Source organism: Erythrobacter sp. SN021 (assembly GCF_021864455.1).
In genome coordinates this window covers 62354-83820 of sequence record NZ_JAKKUW010000003.1, presented here as the reverse complement: position 1 = coordinate 83820, position 21467 = coordinate 62354, and the positions used below count along the sequence as shown (strand labels likewise).

General features: G+C 60.9%; 18 protein-coding genes and 1 tRNA gene. 13 read left to right on the top strand and 6 right to left on the bottom strand.

Annotated features, from left to right (window positions below; genetic code table 11):
* Positions 1–16: 16 nt before the first annotated feature.
* The 4 genes from L5849_RS07975 to purU all read left to right on the top strand — a co-directional run bounded on the left by L5849_RS07975 (position 17) and on the right by purU (position 4478).
* A complete protein-coding gene (locus L5849_RS07975) occupies positions 17–1297 on the top strand; it encodes an aspartate kinase (RefSeq protein WP_236925148.1) in 1281 nt (426 codons plus the stop codon).
* On the top strand, positions 1294–2454 hold the full coding sequence (purT, locus tag L5849_RS07970) for a formate-dependent phosphoribosylglycinamide formyltransferase (RefSeq protein WP_236925147.1): 1161 nt from the start codon (positions 1294–1296) through the stop codon (positions 2452–2454). The genes L5849_RS07975 and purT overlap by 4 nt, the downstream gene beginning before the upstream one ends.
* 48 nt (positions 2455–2502) lie before the next feature.
* On the top strand, positions 2503–3519 hold the full coding sequence (locus L5849_RS07965; protein ID WP_236925146.1) for a nitronate monooxygenase family protein: 1017 nt from the start codon (positions 2503–2505) through the stop codon (positions 3517–3519).
* A gap of 104 nt (positions 3520–3623) precedes the next feature.
* Positions 3624–4478 carry a formyltetrahydrofolate deformylase gene (gene purU / locus L5849_RS07960; protein ID WP_236925145.1) on the top strand — a complete coding sequence of 285 codons (855 nt, stop codon included), beginning with the start codon at positions 3624–3626 and terminating at the stop codon, positions 4476–4478.
* Here the strand turns inward: purU and L5849_RS07955 are convergent, their stop codons facing one another.
* Positions 4479–6650, bottom strand: coding sequence for a PQQ-dependent dehydrogenase, methanol/ethanol family (locus L5849_RS07955; protein WP_370459184.1), 2172 nt, complete (start codon positions 6648–6650; stop codon positions 4479–4481). It lies immediately after the preceding gene.
* 164 nt (positions 6651–6814) lie between these two features.
* Between L5849_RS07955 and L5849_RS07950 the strand changes: the two genes are divergently transcribed.
* Both L5849_RS07950 and L5849_RS07945 read left to right on the top strand, forming a co-directional pair.
* Positions 6815–7822 (top strand): SPFH domain-containing protein, encoded by a 1008-nt coding sequence (locus L5849_RS07950; RefSeq protein ID WP_115415241.1) that lies wholly within the window; start codon positions 6815–6817, stop codon positions 7820–7822.
* 11 nt (positions 7823–7833) lie between these two features.
* The gene (locus L5849_RS07945) at positions 7834–8301 is read left to right on the top strand and encodes an NfeD family protein (protein ID WP_255704151.1); all 468 of its coding nucleotides are present in this window, start codon (positions 7834–7836) and stop codon (positions 8299–8301) included.
* A 1-nt stretch (position 8302) separates the two neighbouring features.
* Here L5849_RS07945 and L5849_RS07940 read toward each other — a convergent pair whose 3' ends face one another.
* On the bottom strand, positions 8303–9253 hold the full coding sequence (locus L5849_RS07940; RefSeq protein WP_236925143.1) for a complex I NDUFA9 subunit family protein: 951 nt from the start codon (positions 9251–9253) through the stop codon (positions 8303–8305).
* Between the two features lie 173 nt (positions 9254–9426).
* Here L5849_RS07940 and L5849_RS07935 point away from each other — a divergent pair.
* The 7 genes from L5849_RS07935 to L5849_RS16145 all read left to right on the top strand — a co-directional run bounded on the left by L5849_RS07935 (position 9427) and on the right by L5849_RS16145 (position 16878).
* Positions 9427–9513, top strand: a tRNA-Leu gene (locus L5849_RS07935).
* A gap of 664 nt (positions 9514–10177) precedes the next feature.
* Positions 10178–10669 (top strand): Lrp/AsnC family transcriptional regulator, encoded by a 492-nt coding sequence (locus L5849_RS07930; protein WP_115415223.1) that lies wholly within the window; start codon positions 10178–10180, stop codon positions 10667–10669.
* Between the two features lie 655 nt (positions 10670–11324).
* Entirely contained in the window at positions 11325–12515 is a 1191-nt protein-coding gene (locus L5849_RS07925; RefSeq protein WP_236925142.1) for a PLP-dependent aspartate aminotransferase family protein, read from the top strand.
* A gap of 134 nt (positions 12516–12649) precedes the next feature.
* Entirely contained in the window at positions 12650–13072 is a 423-nt protein-coding gene (locus L5849_RS07920) for an OsmC family protein (protein WP_236925141.1), read from the top strand.
* A gap of 52 nt (positions 13073–13124) precedes the next feature.
* A complete protein-coding gene (locus L5849_RS07915) occupies positions 13125–16217 on the top strand; it encodes a TonB-dependent receptor domain-containing protein (protein WP_236925140.1) in 3093 nt (1030 codons plus the stop codon).
* Between the two features lie 111 nt (positions 16218–16328).
* The gene (locus L5849_RS07910; protein WP_236925139.1) at positions 16329–16643 is read left to right on the top strand and encodes a carboxymuconolactone decarboxylase family protein; all 315 of its coding nucleotides are present in this window, start codon (positions 16329–16331) and stop codon (positions 16641–16643) included.
* A gap of 127 nt (positions 16644–16770) precedes the next feature.
* Positions 16771–16878 (top strand): hypothetical protein, encoded by a 108-nt coding sequence (locus tag L5849_RS16145; protein ID WP_368735731.1) that lies wholly within the window; start codon positions 16771–16773, stop codon positions 16876–16878.
* A 206-nt stretch (positions 16879–17084) separates the two neighbouring features.
* Here L5849_RS16145 and L5849_RS07905 read toward each other — a convergent pair whose 3' ends face one another.
* The 4 genes from L5849_RS07905 to L5849_RS07890 form a co-directional block, all read right to left on the bottom strand.
* Positions 17085–18032: a fumarylacetoacetate hydrolase family protein gene (locus L5849_RS07905; RefSeq protein ID WP_236925138.1), complete on the bottom strand. Its 948-nt coding sequence runs from the start codon at positions 18030–18032 to the stop codon at positions 17085–17087.
* A 173-nt stretch (positions 18033–18205) separates the two neighbouring features.
* Positions 18206–18877 carry a TetR/AcrR family transcriptional regulator gene (locus L5849_RS07900; protein ID WP_236925137.1) on the bottom strand — a complete coding sequence of 224 codons (672 nt, stop codon included), beginning with the start codon at positions 18875–18877 and terminating at the stop codon, positions 18206–18208.
* Positions 18878–18954: 77 nt separating this feature from the next.
* On the bottom strand, positions 18955–20778 hold the full coding sequence (locus L5849_RS07895) for an FAD-dependent oxidoreductase (RefSeq protein WP_236925136.1): 1824 nt from the start codon (positions 20776–20778) through the stop codon (positions 18955–18957).
* Between the two features lie 3 nt (positions 20779–20781).
* Positions 20782–21435, bottom strand: a complete 654-nt coding sequence (locus tag L5849_RS07890; protein WP_236925135.1) for a VOC family protein — start codon at positions 21433–21435, stop codon at positions 20782–20784.
* Between the last annotated feature and the right edge of the window lie 32 nt (positions 21436–21467).

The window sequence follows — 21467 nt, the reverse complement described above, 5'->3', positions numbered from 1 at the left end:
ACGGAGACCCCAGCGCTTGGCCCGTATCGTGATGAAATTCGGCGGCACCTCCATGGCGGGGACCGAGCGCATTCGGCGCGTGGCGAATATCGTGCGCAAACAGGCGGCGCGCGGACACGAGGTCGCCGTGGTGGTTTCCGCAATGGCGGGCGAAACCGATCGGCTGGTCAATTTCTGCCGCGAGGCCAATGCACTCTACGATCCGGCGGAATACGACGTGGTTGTCGCCAGCGGCGAGCAGGTGACCAGCGGCCTGCTGGCACTCACCCTGCAATCATTGGGCTGCAAGGCGCGGAGCTGGCTCGGCTGGCAACTGCCCGTGCGCACAGTCGAAAGCCATTCCAAAGCGCGTGTCGAGACGATCGATTCCCCGGCGCTGATCGAAGCGCTTGAAGCAGGCGAGATCGCCGTCATTCCCGGATTTCAGGGCGTTTCCGAAATGAACCGCATCACCACCATGGGGCGTGGTGGGTCGGACACATCGGCAGTGGCCGTTGCGGCGGCGATCAAGGCCGATCGCTGCGACATCTACACCGACGTCGACGGCGTCTACACCACCGACCCCCGCATCGTCGCCAAGGCGAAGAAGCAGAAGGCGGTAACCTATGAAGAAATGCTCGAGCTCGCGAGCGTGGGGGCCAAGGTGCTCCAGACGCGCTCGGTCGGGCTTGCGATGAAAGAGGGCGTGCGCGTGCAGGTTCTCTCCAGCTTCGTCGGCGAGGATGCCATCCCTGCCGACGAATACCCCGGCACGATGATCGTGTCGGAGGAAGAAATGAACGAACTGGTGGAGAAGGGCGATATGGAACGCCAGCACGTGACCGGCATCGCGCATGACAAGAACGAGGCCAAGGTGATCCTCACCCGTGTGCCCGACAAGCCCGGCGCGGTGGCCCATATCTTCGAGCCGCTGGCAGCGGCCAGCATCAATGTCGATATGATCATCCAGAACGTCGGCCGCGACAAGGGTGAGACCGACGTGACCTTTACCGTTCCGCAGGCCGACCTCGCGCGTGCGCAGGCGCTGCTTGAGGATAAGCGCGAGGATATCGGTTACAACCGCCTGATTACCGACAGCAAGATCGCCAAGATCAGCGTCGTCGGCGTGGGGATGAAAAGCCATGCGGGCGTCGCCAGCACGATGTTCTCTGCCCTGGCCGATCGCGGGATTAACATCCAGGCGATCACCACCAGCGAAATCAAGGTCAGCGTACTGATCGACGAGGACGAAACCGAACTGGCGGTTCGCGTGCTGCACACGGCATATGGCTTGGATGCCGCGGACGAGGCGGCGTGAGCCACACTGTGAGAATCCTTCTGCTCGGTTCGGGCGAGCTGGGGCGCGAATTCGTGATCTCGGCCAAGCGGCTCGGGGCCTATGTGATCGCCTGCGATTCCTATGACCACGCGCCTGCGATGCAGCTTGCCGATGCGCGCGAAGTGTTCTCCATGCTCGATGGCGAGAAGCTGCGCGAGGCGGCCGAGAAGCACCGGCCCGACTATATCGTGCCCGAAATCGAGGCGATCCGAACCTCGGTGCTGGCCGAATTGGAGGAGGAGGGCTTTACCGTCGTCCCCTCGGCGCGGGCGGCGCAGCTGACGATGAACCGCGATGCCATCCGCGACCTCGCGGCGAACGAGCTGGGCCTCGTCACCTCGAAATACCGCTACGCCAAGAACCTGGAAGAGGTGAGGGCCGCTGCGAAGCACACCGGGTTTCCCTGTGTGATCAAGCCGGTCATGTCGTCGAGCGGCAAGGGCCAGTCGACCGTGCGCCGCGAAGAGGATCTTGAGGCGGCCTGGGACTATGCTCACGCCAATATGCGGGGCGACCGGCAGCGGGTTATCGTCGAGCAATTTGTCGATTTCGACTACGAAATCACTCTGTTGACCGTGCGGCACCGAGGCGGCGTCACCTTCTGCCCGCCCATCGGCCACCGGCAGGAGCGCGGCGATTATCAGGAAAGCTGGCAGCCGACGCCCATGTCCGATGCCGCGATCGCCAAGGCGCAGGACATGGCGAAAACGGTGGTCGACGATCTGGGCGGCTATGGCCTGTTCGGGGTCGAGTTCTTCGTGAAGGGCGAGGAGGTGATCTTCTCCGAGCTTTCGCCGCGTCCGCACGATACCGGCATGGTGACGCTGGTCAGCCAGAATCTGACCGAATTCGATCTCCACGCCCGCGCGGTGATGGGCCTGCCGATCCCTGCCGAGTTGCGCGCGCGCCCCGCCGCCAGCGCCGTCATCCTTGCCGAGCGCGACAGCGCCAGCCTGTCCTATGAATGCCTCGCCGAAGCCATGGCCGATGGCGCCGATTTGCGCATCTTCGCCAAGCCGACCAGCCGCCCCTACCGCCGCATGGGTGTGGCACTGGCGAGCGCAGGCGATACCGACGAGGCCCGTCGCAAGGCGCGCGATGCGGCGCACCGGGTGCGGATCGTCTATGGCGATTGATGCATCCCGGCTTGCCGTAACGGCGAGCCGGGCTTAAGCGCCCTGCGGATGAACGACTATCCCAAGACCGCCCGCCTGATGCAGCGCGGCGCAGATTTTCTCGGCAGCGAAACCGCTATCCTGTGCGGCGCGATGAGCTGGGTGTCCGAACGCAATCTGGTTTCGGCCATTTCCAATGCGGGCGGCTTCGGCGTGATTGCCTGCGGAGCGATGACGCCCGAGCTGCTCGAGACAGAAATTACCGAGACGCAAAAGCTGACCGACAAACCTTTCGGCGTGAACCTCATCACCATGCATCCTCAGCTTTTCGACCTTATCGAGGTCTGCGATAAGGCTGGTGTGAGCCATGTCGTGCTGGCCGGGGGCATCCCGCCCAAGGGTAGTGTCGAGGCGATCAAGGGCGGCGACCATCCGGCCAAGGTCATCTGTTTCGCACCAACCCTGGCGCTGGCGAAGAAGCTGCTGCGCTCGGGCGCCGACGCGCTGGTGATCGAGGGCATGGAAGCAGGCGGCCATATCGGCCCGGTTTCGACCAGCGTGCTGGCGCAGGAAATGCTCCCCGAACTGGCCGAGGATCACCTGATCTTCGTCGCTGGCGGTATCGGTCGCGGACAAGCCATTGCGGGCTACCTCGAAATGGGCGCGGCGGGCGTCCAGCTCGGCACGCGCTTCGCCTGCGCGTGCGAGAGCATCGCCCATCCGGACTTCAAGAAAGCCTTCTTTCGCGCCAGTGCCCGCGATGCGATTGCCAGCGTCCAGGTCGACCCGCGCCTGCCGGTAATCCCGGTGCGCGCGCTCAAGAACAAGGGCACCGAAGAGTTTACCGCCAAGCAGCGCGAAGTCGCCGCGATCCTCGACCGCGAGGACATCGCGATGGCCGAGGCCCAATTGCAGATCGAGCATTACTGGGCTGGCGCGCTCCGCCGCGCGGTTATCGATGGCGATGTCGAAAATGGCAGCCTGATGGCAGGTCAGTCTGTCGGCATGCTCAAGGAAGAAGAGCCGGTCGCGGTCATCATCGGCAAGCTGATGGCGCAAAGCGAGGAAGCGCTTACCCGGCGCTGAGGGGCCACTCGGCTGGTCCGGGATAGCTGTCCAAGTCCCTATTGCTCCGGGCCAAGCCGGATTGCGCTTGCCTTGGCAGCGGCAGTCGAGTGAGGAGGGCCACCATGACACAACCGCTGGTCCTCACACTGTCCTGCACCGACCGTCCGGGAATCACCGCGCGCGTCACAACCTTCCTGTTCGAGCGAGGCGGCAATATCCTCGAGGCGCAACAGTTCAATGACCGCGCCAGCGATGCCTTCTTCATGCGCGTCGAATTCGATCCTGGCGACACCTCGCGCGAGACGATCCGCGCCGAGTTCGCGTCGCTTGCCGGCGAGTATTCGATGGACTGGAAGCTCGCGCTGCGCGACCGCCCGCGCCGTGTGCTGATCATGGTCAGCAAGTTCGACCACTGCCTCGCCGACCTGCTCTACCGCTGGCGTATCGGCGAACTGCCGATGGAGCCGGTGGCGATTGTTTCCAATCATCCGCGCGAGGCGATCGAACACACGCATCTCGGCGACATCCCTTTCCTCCACCTGCCGATCACGCGCGAGACCAAGGCCCAACAGGAAGCGCAGGTGAGAACCATCGCCGAGGACACCGACGCGGAACTGATCGTCCTGGCGCGCTACATGCAGATCCTCTCGGATGAACAGGCGGCCCATTTCGCCGGGCGCTGCATCAACATCCACCACAGTTTCCTGCCGGGGTTCAAAGGCGCCAAGCCCTATCACCAGGCCTATGAGCGCGGGGTCAAGATGATTGGGGCGAGCGCGCATTACGTCACAGCCGACCTCGACGAGGGGCCGATCATTCACCAGGACGCGGAAAGCATCGGCCATGCCGACACGCCCGACGAACTTGTTCGCAAGGGCCGCGATATCGAGAGCCGCGTGCTGGCCGAGGCCGTGCGGCTTCACCTGGAGGAGCGTGTGCTCCTCAACGGTCAGCGCACGGTGGTCTTCAGCGGCTGATCAGCGCCGCGCGACGCGATTGGCCGCACGGGCGTTCTCCATTTCCTTGTCCTCATTGGCGCGCTTTATCACATAGGCGCGGATCGCCTCGATTTCTTCAGGCGTCAGCGAGCCCTCGAAACTGGCCATGCCGTTGCCCTGCAGCGCCCCTTCGTGGACGATCTGCTGCCAGGCCTGCCGGTTGTCGAGCGCACCCGAGCGACGTAGGTCGGGTAGCACGGTCGAACCCACCGCGCCCGGCGCATGACAGACCGAGCAATAGCGCGCGTATTTCTCGCGCCCCAACTCGATCGTGGCGGCGCTCGCACGGCTCGGCGGAGGATCGAGCGGGGCTGCCGCAAGCGCGGGTTCGGCCGGAAGTTCGGCCGTGCCGCCGATCTTGAACACGAGCAGGCGGCTGATGTTTCGCACCGGATGCATCTGGTCGATCAGTGTGCCGTCGGCGGTGAGAGCGAAAGCACCGCCCCAGCCTGCCAGCACGGCGACATATTGCTCGCCGTTCACGGTGTAGGTGATCGGCGGAGCGACCACGCCGGTCTGCGCGGCGAAGCTCCACAATTTGTTGCCGGTGGAGCTGTCATAGGCGGAAAATTCGCTGCCCGAATTGCCCTGGAAGACAAGGCCCCCGCCGGTCGCCAGCACGCCGCCGTTCCACGGGCCGGGATGCTCGACCGTCCACTTGGCCTTCTGGTTGACCGGGTCCCAGGCCAGCAGCTTGCCCTTGATGGTGCCCTGCACTTCGCGGCGGAAGCCCATATCGGGCGGCAGATCGCCGGCACCCATGTCGAAGCCGATATTGAAGCCGCGTTTGCGATCGGGCTTCCAGTCCGGTTGCGGAGCATAGAGCATCGCCGCTTCGAAGGCCGGGATGTAGACGAGGTTTTCGCCCGGATGGTAGGCCATCGGGTGCCAATTGTGCCCGCCCAGCGGGCCGGGCATGACCAGCGCGGGCTGGCCGGTCACGTCCACGCGCGTTTCGGGGTTTTCGATCGGGCGACCGTTTTCGTCCATGCCTGTCGCCCAGTTGAGCGGAATATAGGGCTCGGCGCTGACAAACTCACCGGTCGCGCGGTCGAGCACGTAGAAGAACCCGTTCTTGGGCGCCTGCATCAACACCTGCCGTGTCCGCCCGTCGATCTCCATGTCGGCGAGCACGATGTGCTGCGTTGCGGTGTAGTCCCAGGTCTCGCCCGGTGTGGTCTGGTAGTGCCAGACATATTCGCCGGTGTCGGGACGGATCGCCACAATGCTGGAAAGGTAGAGATTGTCGCCGTCGCCCGCGCCGTCTGCGCCGGGGCTGCGATAGGCGCGGTTCCACGGGCTACCGTTGCCGACGCCGAAATAGAGCAGGTCGAGTTCGGGATCGTAGGCCATCGAATCCCACACCGTGCCGCCCCCGCCGATGCCGCTCTCGCTGCCCAGCACATCGCCGCTCCAGGTTTTGGCGGCGGCTTTCAGATATTCGGGTGCGTCCTCGCCCTCGTCGCCCGGCACAGTGTAGAACCGCCACAGCTCGTCGCCATCCTCGGCGTCATAGGCAGCGATATAGCCGCGCACGCCGAATTCGGCGCCGCCATTGCCGATCAGCACCTTGCCGTCGATCACGCGCGGTGCGCCGGTGATCGAATAGCTTTGCGATTGGTCGACGGTGACCTTCTCCCAAATCACGTCGCCCGTCTCGCGGTCGAGCGCGACCAGTCGCCCGTCGAGCGTGCCGAGGAAAAGATGCTCGCCCCACGCCGCCAGTCCGCGGTTTACGACATCGCAGCAGACCTTCACGCCGGTCTCGCCGGGAACTTGTGGATCGTAGCTCCACAGCGGCGCGCCGGTGGCCGCGTCGAAGGCAAAAACCTTGCTCCACGCACTGGTGACGTAGAGCTTGCCGTCCATCACCAGCGGCGTCGCTTCCTGTCCGCGCGCGGTGTCCATATCGGCGGACCAGGCGAGCCCCAGTTCGCCGACAGTCTCGCGGTTGATCTGGTCGAGTGGGGAATAGCGCTGTTCGGAATAGGTCTTGCCGTGCGTGATCCAGTTGGCTGGATCGTCGCCCGCATTGACCAGACGGACATTATCGATCCCGCCTTCGGTATTTTCGTTCGTCGCCATGTTGCATCCGGCCAGCGCCCCGGAAAACCCAAGCGCGGCCAGTGCCGCCCAACCGATCCCTCGCATCATCCTCTCCCCGGCGACATTTGCGTCGCTCTTCGCAACCTATCCTGACGCGCCCGCGCGGGCTTGTCCATATGGCGGCAACTTGAGGCGCAGCGCCGTGATCCGCTTTCGCTTGCCGTCAGCCCTGTGCACGCTACCATGGGTAAGATCATAGGAGGGTCGAGATGCTGGGTGGTTCGCTAGTTCTGATATTGCTGGTGCTGCTGGTCGTGCTGTTCCTGATAATGGGCGTGCGCGTGGTGAAGCAGGGCTTCGTTTATACGATCGAGCGGCTGGGCAAGTTCACCATGGCGGCCGAACCGGGGCTGCACCTGATCATCCCGTTCATCGATCGCGTCGGGCACAAGATCAACATGATGGAACAGGTGCTCGATATTCCGGGTCAGGAAATCATCACGAAGGACAATGCCATGGTCGGCGTCGATGCGGTGGTGTTCTTTCAGGTGCTCGATGCGGGCAAGGCGGCCTATGAGGTGTCGGGCCTGCACAATGCGATCCTCGCGCTGACGACCACGAACCTGCGTACCGTCATGGGCTCGATGGATCTCGACGAGACGCTGTCGAAGCGCGACGAGATCAATGCCCGGCTGCTGAGCGTGGTCGATCATGCCACCTCGCCCTGGGGCATCAAGATCACCCGCGTCGAGATCAAGGACATCCGCCCGCCGGTCGATATCTCCGAGGCCATGGCGCGTCAGATGAAGGCCGAACGCCTGAAGCGCGCCGAAATCCTTGAGGCCGAAGGTGACAAGACCAGCTCGATCCTGCGCGCCGAAGGACGCAAGCAGTCCGCCATTCTCGAGGCGGAGGGCAAGCGCGAGGCCCAGTTCCGCGACGCCGAGGCGCGTGAGCGCGCGGCCGAAGCGGAAGCCAGGGCGACCGAGATGGTCTCCAATGCCATCGCTTCGTCGGGCAATCAGGCGATCAATTATTTCGTCGCGCAGGAATACACCAAGGCGGTAGGGAAATTCGCGGACAGTCCCAATGCCAAGACCATTCTGTTCCCGGTCGAAGCCACACAACTGATCGGTTCGCTCGGCGGGATCGGCGAGCTGATCAAGGGCACGTTCGACGATGTCGAGGGCACGGTCGATACCGGCAGCCCGATCCCTCCGAGCCGCGATCCGGCGCCCGTGCGGCGGCCCAGCGTGCCGCGCTCGCGCGATAGCTAGGCGTTCGGGTGATGGATGGCGTCGAAACCTATTGGATCTGGCTGATCGTCGGCCTGACGCTGGCCATGTTGGAAATGGTGGTGCCCGGCGTTTACCTCATCTGGCTGGCGATGGCGGCGCTGGGGATCGCGGTGCTGGCCTTTATTTCCGCGCCGCCGCTGGCCTTGCAGATCGTCGCCTGGGTCTCGCTGTCGCTGATCTTTGCCTTTTCGGCCAAGCGCTGGCTGCGCGATCGCCCGATCGTCTCCTCCGATCCGCTGCTCAACAACCGCGCCGGGCGGCTGGTGGGCGAGACCGCGCTGGTGACGCAGGCGATCGCCGATGGCGAGGGGCGAGTGAAGGTGGGTGACAGCGAATGGATCGCGCGCGGCGCCGACGCCGAGGCTGGCACGCGCGTCCGCATTACCGGCAGCAGGGGTGCGGAACTGCTGGTCGAGCCCGTGGCGCTGCTCGCGGACGACAGCACCACCGAAGATTAGCTCAAGCGCGCAGCCGTTCGTTGAAGCGACCGTGCTTGCGATAGCGGACCATCCACTTGTCGAGGAACAGGCCAAGCGGCTTGGGCTCGATCCCTAGCTTGGCAAAGCCAAGGAAATCGCCCGAGACCACGTTGCCCTGCTTGAGCAGTTGCCATTGGTCGCTGCCCATCGGTGTGCCGGGCAGCGCTGCGAAGGTTGCCGACAGGGCATCGGGCATGGGCAGGAAGCTGCGATTACGGTTCTGCGCTGTGGCAATCGCCTGATTGATTTCCATCATGGAGAGCTGTTCGGGCCCGCCCAGCTCGTAAGTCTTGCCGCCATGCGTGCCCGGGTCCTCGAGCGCGCGTACCGCTGCTTCGGCGACATCGTCGACATACACCACCTGCAGCTTCGAATCGGGGGCGAAGACCGGCAGGATGGGCAGCGCCGAGATGAGCCCGGCGAACATGTTGATGAAATTGTCGTCCTTGCCGAACAGGATGCTCGGACGCAGGATCGTCGCCTTGGGGAAAGCGGCCAGTACGCGCTCTTCGCCGCGCTTTTTGGCGCCTGCATAGGCGATCTCGGTATCTTCGTCGGGCTCGGCGGCGATCGCGCTGACATGCACGAAAGCGGTGGCACCTTCCTTCGCGGCCGCCTCGGCCATCCAGCCCGGTGCTTCGCCCATCAGACGGTAGAGATCGCCGTCGAAGGCCCCGACCAGATTGACCACCGCATCTGCGCCGACAATGCAACGCTCGACCGACTGGCGATCGCTCGCATCGCAGCGCGCAAACTGCATCTGGCCGAGATTGGCGAGCGGCTTCAATTTAAATGCTTTTTCGGGGTTTCGGCTGGCGATGCGTACCCGCGCGCCGCGCGACAGCAGCGCTTGCGCCACGTAATTGCCGATGAAGCCGCTGCCACCCATCAGCACCACCAGCTTGCCGTCCAAAGCGCCGCTCTTAGCCATCGTAATCGCCTGTATCCTAGTCGCTGAATTTGTCGCTGCGCCCCTTGCCTCAACCCTTGGCCACCCGCAAGCGTTCCGGCGGTCGCGAAAGACGTTGACAGGACTCGCCCCCCTTCGCTAGTGGCGCGCCCCTACCCGCAGCCGTGCTTTGATGACCGGCCAGCGACAAGTGTGCCCAGATGGCGGAATTGGTAGACGCACCGTCTTCAGGTGGCGGCGCTCGCAAGGGCGTGGAGGTTCGAGTCCTCTTCTGGGCACCATTTGCTTTTATTCCTTGAATTATCGAGGTAATTTGGCCTCTGTGCGAGTCCCTCTTGAGGACCCTGAGTGCCGCCTCTCCTTGCCTTTCTCGTTGTAATTCAGGTTCTTGGCGCTCCAGGTCGCTGAGTCTCGGATCATCCCAAGGCGTCCGAGCCAAGTATTTTCGTGGGCCATCCTGCGAGTCGCCAGTTTCATAGTTTCCAAAAAGCCTCCAAGGCCTGTCCAATGCCCCTCCTGGGAGCAATTCGAGATGGCTTTTCTAAGCGAGATCAGGGCCGACGATAGCAAGCGGTTCACCGCCGCCATCGTGATGATGGCCGAAATGTTCGCGAGGGGGCATATCCGTGAATAGGCATAACCCTTCTGTGTTCGTGCACACACTCCCATTCCCGCTGCGATGGGCGGGAGCGCGAAGGCCGAGAAAAATGGATCGGTGGTGGATTGCACCGTCTTCACCCTCGGGATCGTATCCGGCGTGGATCGCGCGCGTTTCAAGATCGCTGCGCGCAGCCCCGCCTCTATTAGCCATTGCAGCAAGCCCTGAACGGCCAGTTAGGTCCCGAATACCCATCTTTGCACAAGATACACGCTCGCTTCTGGGTTGATGCCGGCAAGAATTGCCGCGATATGGTCGCTATAAGACAGAATCTGCGGTGAGGGACAATGGACGGTTACGATAGAAAAATCCTGCAAGAGCTGCGCCGCAACGGTCGTATAACGAACCAAGAGCTGTCGGAGCGGATCAACCTCTCCCCGTCACCGTGCCTTCGGCGCGTCAGGGCGATGGAAGAGTCAGGGGTGATTGCAGGTTACACGACCATCATCGACCAAAGTAAGCTTGGCAAATCGGTGACACTGTTCGTTCGCGTCAAGCTGGAACGCCACAACCGCACAGGCGTGGCGGAGTTCGAGCGCGGAGTGCAGAACTCGGAGAATGTGCTCGCATGCTATCTCATCAGTGGGGAGTATGATTATCTGCTGCACATAATCATGGACAATCTCGAATCCTACGAGGAGTTCGTCCGCACCGAACTGCACAATCTGGCCGGTGTCTCGGGCATCGACAGCGGATTTGCCTATGGCTGCGTCAAACAGCCAACCGGCGTTTACGTAAGCGGCGACTTGCAACCGCGAACGATGCGGAAGGCCCTTTAGACGAACCGGTATTTTTCTTGCCTGCTTTAACCATGCGAGAATTCTCTACCCGACCATGATCAAGATGTAATTCCTTTGCTCCTCCGTCGAGATATCCGGCTGTGCGGACGTCCAACGACCGCATCCCGCCCGAGATGGCGACGAGCCTGCCGGGACCGGTCGCATCCAGTTTTTGCGTTCGTAGAGACCAGCACGTTATCTTTCGGGACTGCGGCGGCCTCGATACGCACCCCATCCGGCTGACAAGCATCGAGACATTCAACGCCAGGCCTCCGCTATCTTTCGGCGAACGTTTCAGGTGCGCCAGAAAATTGCGCAACAAACGGGATACGATAAGAAATCTACCAGAATCCGACGCTGCATTTCCGAAAACGCAAACCCATTGCGTGTAACGCCGAATACATCTCGGAGAATGATCTCAGCCCTCAAATCTTCCGGCCTCATGGCTCGACAGCTTCGCTCATTACTCTCTGCTCGAAGCGCTGCGGGAAGGCTCTGATCGATGGGTCGTGCCACCTCCGATACGCGTCAAGTAGTGCCCATCCGCGGCGATAAGAATGCTGAGGGCATACGGCCCGAGCACCAAACGTGGCTGAACTCGCTGACCAGATCCCGGAAATCGGGGCCGTATCTGAGCGATCATCAACTCGTCGGCATGGCTGACCAGACGCTCGCGGTACATGCGGGCAGCGGCAACGAAGCGGTCACTGGCTGTGTCGGCACGCCGATCTACCAATCCACCACCTTTCTCTTGAATGAGGATCAGTATCAATCGGTTGGTCAAGGCTATGCCCGGGATAGGTTCATCTACACCCGCTATGGCAATCCTAGCCAGTGGTCTGTTCAAGAGAAATTGGCCGCACTGGAAGGCGCGGAATCTTCGGTCGTCTTTTCCTCCGGGATGGCGGCGATCTCGACTACATTGCTTACGCTGCTCGATCCCGGCGGACACGTCGTCGCGTCGAACGAGCTCTACGGCGGGACCTACAATTTTCTGAACATGGAGCTGCCGAATCTCGGCATGACCGCGACGCTAGTCGATCCGCGTGATTATGACGCGATCGAGGCGGCAATACGTCCCAATACGCAGGTTCTCTATTTCGAAACGATCACTAATCCGCTCCTCAAGATCGTCGATCTGAAGCGCCTCGGAGATATCGCCGAGAGGCGCGGTGTTCGTCTCGTGGTCGATGCGACTTTCTCCACTCCCATCGTTACCAAGCCGCTTGAGTACGGCGTCGATATCGTCGTGCATTCGGCGACCAAATATCTCAACGGACACAGCGATCTGGTCGCCGGCGTCGCGGCGGGCGATCGCAAGCTTATCGACCAGGTTTGGGCTCGCATGCTCAATTTCGGTGGCTGCCTCGATCCGCATGCCTGCTTTCTTCTCGAACGCGGCCTGAAGACGCTTGCGGTGCGGATGAAGGCACATGCGGAAACCGCGCTTGCAGTCGCAACTCATCTGGAGGCGCATCCTCAGGTCCGGCGTGTCTTCCATCCAATGCTCGAAACACATCCCGATCACGCCCTGGCGAAAGAACTGATGCGTTGTGGGACGGGTAACGTCACTTTCGAGGTGAAAGGCGGCGATGTGGCCGCGCTCGATCTTGTCGACAACATGACCTTGGCGCGCAGTGCCACCAGTCTCGGTGGTGTCGAAAGCCTGGTCAGTCTCCCGTTCAATTCATCCCACTCCAGCTTCACCGCAAGGCAACGCGCGGAGATGGGCATCATGCCGGGATGTGTTCGCCTGTCCGTCGGAATTGAAGATCCGGACGACCTCATCGCCGATCTCGACCAGGCATTCGATCAAATCCGTCCAACCAGAGAGGCGAGCGCTTGAACAATAACATCTCCGTCTGCGCGTTGAGCGAGTTCGTAAACGAAGTGAAGACGTCGCCTGAGGAAGCGGAGGCCTCCTACGGCGTAAGACTTGCATGGCAAAGCGGAGCGCGAAGCTCTGCGGAAGCCTCTCCGATGAAAATCGGGCCGCATACTGTAAGCCGCAATTTCTCGTGGTCGATTGACGAGCCCCGTCAGCTTCTTGGCTCGAACCATGCGCCCAATCCGCAGGAATATCTGCTGTCGGGCTTCGGCGCCTGCATGATGATGGCTTTCGTGTCTGGAGCGACCGCGAAGGGCATTCAGCTCGAGCATCTGTCGATCAATGTCGAGGGCGATCTCGACCTTCACGGCTTTCTCGGAATGGAGAGCAGCGCCCCGGTCGGCTTCTCGGCCATTCGCTATCGGATCGATGTGCGCGGCGACGCCTCGCCCGAGACTTTCGAAGCGCTCCGGCAGCAGGCGGAGAGCCACAGCCCCAACGCCATGACCCTGGCCAATCCGGTCGAGCTATTGGGCGAGATAAATGCGGAGGAGGTTCGCGACAGCGACACGTAAACACCGCTCGCGATGAAGAGCGGGAAGAACAATTATGTAGGGGAGGGGAATAATGTCATCGAATACCAGAAATGTGAAGCGCCCGGTTCGCGCCGGCTTGCTGGCCGGTGCCGCGACGCTGGCCGTGATCGGGCAGAGTGCGGCTGCGCAGACGCAGAAGCCAGACACGGAGCCTGAGGAGGAAGAGATCGATGTCCTGCCGACTACTGAGCAGGATGAGAATGCGGGTGCCACGATCGTCGTCACCGGCTCGCGCATCGCCCGCGACGAGTTTGACCAAACCGCGCCGGTTTCGGTCATAGATTCAACGATGATCGAAAGCTCGGGCCAGAATGCCCTGAGTGACATCCTGCAGCGCAATCCGGCGATCGCGGTGGGTACGGGCCTGCAGAACACGGGTGATAGCGTCGATGTCGGCGCCGGGTTCATCAGTATGCGCGGTCTCGGTGTCGATCGATCGCTGACGCTGGTGAACGGCAAGCGCCGCGTACCTGGGGACGTCACTTCGAGCACGGCCGATGTCAACGCCATTCCCAATGCGCTGGTCGAACGGGTGGAAATTCTCACGGGCGGAACTTCGGCAATTTATGGTGCCGATGCGGTCGTGGGCGTCACTAACATCATTCTGAAAGAGGATTTCGACGGGCTGCAGCTATCCGGTCGGATGCGCATTCCCGAACAGCTCGGCGGTGGTGGCGGATACGACTTCGACATCGTCGGTGGCGGCAATTTCGGCGGCGGTCGTGGTAATGCCGTGTTTGCTCTTACCTATACCAAAACGGATCGTCTCGATGGTCAGGACCGCGATTTCTCGCGTGGCTTGCGGGTGTCGCAATTCCGGACGAACCGCTTGGACACCGGCCTTAACGATGGCATTCCCGACCGGATTGTCGTGCGGGATGTGGTTACTGCGACATATCCGGCGACCGGTGGGTTCTACTTCTTCAACCCCAATGTTCCTTTCGACAGGACCATTGTGAATAGCGACCAGTCCCGGCTTTTCAACTCCGGGGATCCACTCCGCTTCAACAGGTTCACTGCCGATGAGAACGGCTTGAGGCCGATCCAGAACGACAGCGCGCAATGTTATGCCGTGGGTTGTTTTGCGGATGTTCGCGCACAGGGCGGTGACGGGTTCCGTTTTGAAAATTTCACCACCCTGATCAGCGATTTCGAACGCTTCACGAGTTTCGGGCGCGTAACTTACGACATTACTCCGGCGGTTCAGTTCTATGGCCAGTTCGATGCTTCGAAGATCAAGGCCCATGGCGGTGCTCAGGCACCCTTCTTGCCGTTCCGTGACTTCGCCATCAGGCTAACTCGCGATAATCCGCTTCTGCATCCCAGCGTCACTGCGTTCATGGACGACCCGAACAGCGTCATTCCCCTAACTCAGGCGCAGATTGACGATCCGGCGAACAACCCTCGTCTCGCTCCGATCACGTCGATCGGGGTCAATCGCACGCTAGAAGATTTGGGGCGTCGGACAAGCTATGCCACAAGGCAGGTGGTGTCGGCGATTGGCGGGTTCGAAGGAACCTTGTTCGATGGCTGGGACTTCGACGCCTTTTATCAATACGGACAAACCAAGGTGAGCGCGCGGGTCACCAATACCGTCTACGCGGAACGTCTGCTGCAGGCTTTCGATGTGATATCCGACCCGGTTACCGGCGCACCGGTCTGCCGCGACTTGAATGCACGTGCCGCCGGTTGCCAGCCGTTGCGCGCATTGGGTCCGGAAAACCAGATAACCGATCCCACATTCCGGCAGTGGCTGTTTGCCGAGCCCGTCGAAACTTCGAAAATCGAACAGCAGCTGGCCGGCGCGACGGTTACCGGTTCGCTGTTCGACCTTCCTGCCGGCCCGGTGGGACTGGCCGCTGGTGTCGAATATCGCAAGGAGAAGGTCCAGTTCCGCGACGATATCAGGCGCCAATCGCTGCTGCTGCAAACCTTCTCTCCGCCTGAAGATGGGGATTTCGCGGTCGCTGAGGTCTTTGCCGAGACGGTCGTGCCGATCCTCGAAGGTAAGCCGTTTTTCGAAAAGCTGCAGATCGAAGGCGCGGTACGCTATTCCGACTATAACCTTCCCCTCGGCAGCACCTGGACCTGGAAGGCGGGCGGCGTCTGGTCGCCGATCTCCGATATCCGTTTCCGTGTGTCACGCTCAAGAAGCGTCCGCGCGCCGACACTGACCGACCTGTTTTCGCCCGGAGATATCGGTGCGGTCAGTCCCGTCGATCCGTGTAATGCATCGCGCATCGGGGATACGCCGCAGCGCGCAGCCAATTGCGCCGCGTTGGGAATTCCGGTGGGATATGAGGATCCGCAGATCATCACCAAGCGCCAGCGCACCGGTGGTAATCCGAACCTCGCACCGGAAACGGCGAATTCTCTGACGATCGGGGCGGTGCTGGAGCCGCGTTTCATCCCTAATCTGTCGATCGCCGTGGACTATTGGCAAATCGATCTGGAAGGGGCGATCTCGACCCTGCCTCTGCAGGATCTGGTCAATGCTTGTGTCGATGCGGAGACGATTGATAACCCATTCTGCCGCCTGACCGAACGCTTTCCGGCTGGGCATCCGAACGAGTTCCAGATCTCGCTGGTCGAAAATACCTTCGTCAATTTCGGTAAGCGCGAAGCCTCGGGCGTCGATTTCAATGTGCGTTACTTCAACGATCTCGATAATATCATCGGCGGTCTGCCGGGTGATTTCGTAATCAATGTGAATGGTACCTACCTCCACAAGAACAACAGTCAGCCCGATCCGGACGATCCCGATACGGTCTTTATTTTCGCCGGAGAGAGTGCCCTCCCGCATTGGCGCTTCAATGCCAGCTTCAGCTACAATCTCGACAAGTTGCATGTGAACTGGTTCACCAACTTCAGGTCGGCGAGCAGGACGGATAACCAGCAGGCCGGACCGGAATCCTATCCCGAAGGCTTCGACAGCATACCGTCTCGGATCTACAATGATCTGTACGTGTCGCTGGACGTCACTGAGGTGTTCCAGATATCGGCAGGCATCAATAACGTCTTTGATGTCTCTCCGCCCGATCACCCCTTCGTTTGGGGTGGCGGCGGCGGTCGCTTCGACAGCAATGGCCGCACTTTTCTGATCGGAGCTCGGATGAGGTTCTGATCTGGCCGAGTGGTCGAGCCTCTCCACTGCGCCGCCGCTTTTATGAAGCGGCGGCACTTTTTCCGAATCGAAACACATTCCGCACCGTCGTTCGGTATAAGGGACAACACAATGTATGATATGAAGCGTCTTGGAAATCTGCAGACTATGGGCAAACTCGCGCCAGAGGCTTGGGAGGCATTTCAGAGATTTGACCGGGAAGCGCTGAAAGACGGTGCGATACCGGCCAAATACAAGGAACTTATCGCAGTCTCGGTCGCCTTGACTACACAATGCCCCTATTGCCTGGAACTTCATCGCGGGCGAGCAATCGAAGCCGGGGCGAACGAACGGGAAATCGCGGAGGCCGTTTTCGTTGCCGGTGCATTGCGTGCGGGCGCCGCTATCACGCACGGCGTCCATGTGTGTGGTGATGGCGAGGCGTGAGCCACCACTCATGCAATCCAGCTAGAGGCATCGAGGTTCCATGATACAATTCCCTCGGAACTTGACGGCGCTCGGCATTCGTCTTGCAGCTGCCATCCATCACGAACATACGAGATAGCGGAACCAGATCGAGCTCATCGCCTCTGAGAATATCGCAAACAAGGCCATCCTTACCGCCCAAGGTTCAGCGCTGACGTATAGATATGCCGAGAGTTATCCCGGTCACAGATATTAGGGCGGCTGCGAACACGATGACGTCGGCGTGCAACTGGCAATGGACTACGCGAAAGATCTCTTCGGCTTGCAGTTCGCCAGTCTTCGGCGGGGGGGGGGGGGGGGGGGGGGGGGGGGGCTCCAGCTTTCGCTGGAGCGCCGCCGCTGCCACGACTGACATACCGCCCCAACAAGCTGATCGCCGATATCGGCTGGCGGAGTAGGCCGTCAGCCAGGTACAACGCGGTTGGTCATCTGCCCGATCCCATCGATCTCCAGTTGGACTTCGTCGCCATCGTTCAGGAACTTCCAGTCCTCGATGCCGCAGCAATAGGGCATTGCACCGGTGGCAATCATCTCGCCGGGATAGAGAGTCTCACCCGTTGACGTATAGGCGATGATCTCGGCTATCGAATGCGACATCATACTGGTCGAGGATTCGCCGCGCACTTCACCATTGACCCGAACGCGGGCTTTCAGATTCATCGGGTCCAGAACCTCGTCACGGGTTACCAGCCACGGGCCGATGATATTGCTGTTGTCGAAGTCCTTCCCCTTGGCGGGACCGGCGGACATGGGGCCGACCTCGTCGAACAACTGTTCGCGGGCACTGACGTCGTTGTATACCAGATAGCCGAAAACATGCTCTTCCGCGTCGGCAGGAGCTATCGCTTTTCCCTTCTTGCCGATTATCACCGCCAGTTCGAGTTCGTAGTCCAGCTTCTCCCCATAGGGAGGGCGAATAATATCGTCGTGTGGGCCAGCGATATTGGTCACTGTGCCCTTGTAATAGACGGGCCGCTCGAAAAACTGTTTCGGCGGGATTTTGATCGCCACTTTGAAAAGCAGGGATTTGAGCTTGTTCCAATGGTGTTTGGCAACAGCCCGAAACGATCGCTCGAGATGTAGGGCATAGACGCTGAAGGACCGCAGCTGAACGGGGCGCAGCGGCGCTTCCAGCCGGAGCCCGTCGAGAGCGACGATATGCTCCGCACCCGGATTCGCTGCCAGGTCGCGCACCTTGTCGAGCATTGCCGGACCGCCTTCGACCACTTGCAGTACCGTGGTGATTTGTCCGCCGCTTGCGGCAAGCAGATCGAGAACGGCACTATTCCCGTCAACTACGACACCGGGCGTCGGCCTCCCCTTGGGATCACGAAAGGTTACGAACTTCATTGCTACCCCCTGATGCATGGTTCGACCGAACAGGCAGCACCCACCCGTCCTTAGGCGTGGTGCATACCCTCCCATTATTTGTTGATTTAATCAACAAAATTTATGCTTTCATAAAACCGGTGATGCCCGCATGTGCTCGTGCCTGATCGGGTGCCTGGGAAACCAGCTGAGAATCACCGTCCCAATGTCGCGTGCAGCACCTGATCCACGATGAAATCGATGTAAGCGCGCCTCGTGTCGGCGTCGGCCACGTCCAACCCGTGCAGTCTGGTCAGCAGATCGGACGTTCCGAAAAAGAAGTGTATCGCACCTACGACGCCAGCCAGAATGAAGGCCGGATTGGCGCCGCTCTTCCTGGCCAGCGCGTGGATTTCCCCCTCCAGCGAAGCATGGATGGGCTTGAGGTAAGTGTCGACAATGTAGTCGAGGCGAGCGCTGGGGGTGGCGCTTTCCTGAAGGTATATCTTCATCATCGCGATATTGTCGATGGAAGCGTGGATGATCCGCCTCAGCCGGACCCCGAAACGATCGTGGTCGTTCAGATCCTTGAGATCGTCCTCCACCTCTATCTGTTGCAGCACTGCCTCGAACGGTGGCGAGATAGCGGCTTTCCAGAGCGAAGCCTTGTCCTTGAAATAGTAGTAAGGATGCGGCTGCGCCACCTGGGCATGCTTGGCTATCGCGCTGAGGGAGACGCCGTCGAAGCCGTGGCGGGAAAACAAATCGAGGGCCGAATCCAGGATTCGCTCCCTGATTGCCTGCCCCTTTCCTTCGTTACCGTCCTGTTCGGCGGCGCTGCCGCGGCGGCCCCGCCTGTTGGTCTCACCTTGTCCTGACTTCGTCATTATGACGCTATACGGCCCATTGCCACATCCGCCAACGCGGCAAAGCGCATGCAGCTCATGGCGCGATATGTGTGGGCTCAGCCATCGACCGTTTCGGCTCTTCTGGCTTGCGAAACTTCCCCATGCTGCAAAAGCCGCTCCCATTGTTCGGCGGCATCGCTCCCACGCGTCCGCCAGAGAACATGGCCGTCGGGCCGAACGATGACCGCTCCACCCGCCTCGAGATCGAAGATCGTTCTCCACTGTGCACTATCGCTCAGGTGGCAGCTCATCACCTCTATCGGCAGATCGAACAGCTTCGCGCCCGCGACCAGTTCTTTCCAGTGCGCAGCATGGTCGGGGGTTGTGAGCAGAGAAAGCGAACGGCTCGCCAGAATGTCCAGCGTGGTCGTTTCGGTGGCATCGCCTTCCAGCTTTGCGAGAGGCAGGCGGCCACCCGGCCAGGTGGAAGGCTCGTATTCGCGAATGCCGTCACCCCTTATGGGCTTCGGACTCTGTTCCGGCAGGACGATCCCGTCGCTGTACGTGAATCCCAGCTCGACCCCGCGTGCCATGAAATGCGCGGCCTGACTGTCGAAATCCTTCTCCATCTCCTTAACCAGCCTGGCGTGGTTCGGGGCGGAAGGATCGAGCTTCCGGGCGGCATGCCTCACTTTGGAAGCCATCGCACTCTTGGCAATTCTCTTGCAAAGCCAATGGGGCAGCAATGCCAGCGGCGCCTTGTTCAGCGCCCTCTCCAGCCTCGTCGGGCCATCGGCGTCGATACCGATATGGCGCGTTACGAGATCCATTTTGTAGAAATTGTCCACGCTCTGCTGCGCGGCCATCCGGGCAACGGGCTGGCGTTCAACCTCATAGCTTTCCAGAAGCTCGGGGGATGCGCCGTCCAACAGTACCGTGGCCAGTTTCCAGGCGAGGTTATGAGCATCGCCGACACCCGTATTCAGTCCGTATCCCCCGGTGGGTGGGAAGCGGTGGGCGGCATCTCCGATCAGGAAAACGCGGCCATGGCGATAGCGTTGTGCGACCTGCGAGGTCATGGTCCACACACCTCGCGACTTGATCGTCACCTCGGCGGGCGCGCCGATCGCGGCCTGGATACGCGGTTTCCACCAGTCGTTATCCATCTCTCCTATAGGCTGAAAACTAGGCAGATAGTTGGTCATCAGCACGTAATCGCCATTGCCATGATGGATGACCGGACCGATGATATCCTCGTTGATGATCCATGTCAGGACCGCCGAGTGTTCGGCACCGCTATCCGGCAGGGGGCAATTGAAGAATACGCTGGACATCTCCGCAAGGATCGGGCCGTCCATTTCTATCCCCAGGGCTTCGCGGATGCTCGATGCTGCACCCTCGGCCGAGACGAGATAATCGCTTTCGATGGTGGTGGTTGCCCCGCCCTGTTCGACGGTGGCTGTAACCCCGTTATCAGTCTGCGACACACCCGCGCACAGGGCATGGGTGCGAAAATCGATGCGCGGTTCCGCCGCCACCATCTCCCACAGCATCGGCTCGAGCATGTGTTGCCCCAGATGCACGGTTTCCCATTTGCTTTGGGTTTTCGCGCGTTCCTCCATATCCCGATTGTCGAATATCCGGACCGCACCGATGGTCTTGCCAAGCAGCGAGTATTGCCACTTCACGCTTGGGACCGCACTGATCGTGCGGCCGGCCCGCGCAATCTTGCTTGGAAGGTTCGCGTCGATGGTCTCCCAGATCTCCATCGCCCTGGCGTTCAGGATATGGGCGGCCGGGTGCATTGTCGGCGCGCCCTTGCGCTCGATCAGGGTGACATCGATTCCCTGGCGGGCAAGAAGCAGGGCCTGCGTCGCGCCGACCGGGCCCGAGCCGACCACCGTCACAGCGGGCGGCGGGGATTTCTGTTTCGCGATCATCTGCTAAACCTTCGCGCCAAGAGCCTTCGCTGTGCGGACGGCAAGGCTTGCAAACCGCCCAAGATAGGCCTTCGGGATGCTGCTGGCGCTGCGTTCGCCAATTCGCGGGCGAGCCGTCAGCACCTTGATGTCTTCACCTGAATCGAGACGACGCTTGAGTTCGACTGGATCGAAATCGACACCTATCGGGTTCTCGTTGAAGTCACCGCCCTCCATCCACTCGGCGATTTCCTCCAGCGAGGAAAAATTGTCGACCTGGAGTTCCAGCACGTTCCTGTCCGGATCTTCGTAATAGAGCGACGTGGTCGGGCCATGGTTGATGGACCAGATCGGTTCGATGCCCATGCTCCGCAGATGCGCAAAATGGGTGAGCAGATCCGGCAGGTTGGCATAGGTGAAAGCGACATGATCAACGCCCGCCCGGTGTTTTGCGCGCCTGCCGAGGATCGGCACGTGGGCGATCGCTATACGATGATGCTCATCGTCGTAGGTCAGGAAGGTTACCTGATCGTTCGCATGTACGATCGAGGCATTGAGGACCGACTTGTACCAGTCGATCATCGCCTTCGGCTGGCCGGTACGCAGCACGATATGCGCGAGGAAGGCGGGTCGGATGCCGTCGGCACCATCCCGGCTGTCGTGGGTTTCTTGAAGCATGATCCGTTGCCTATCCTGGTTCGTTACGACAC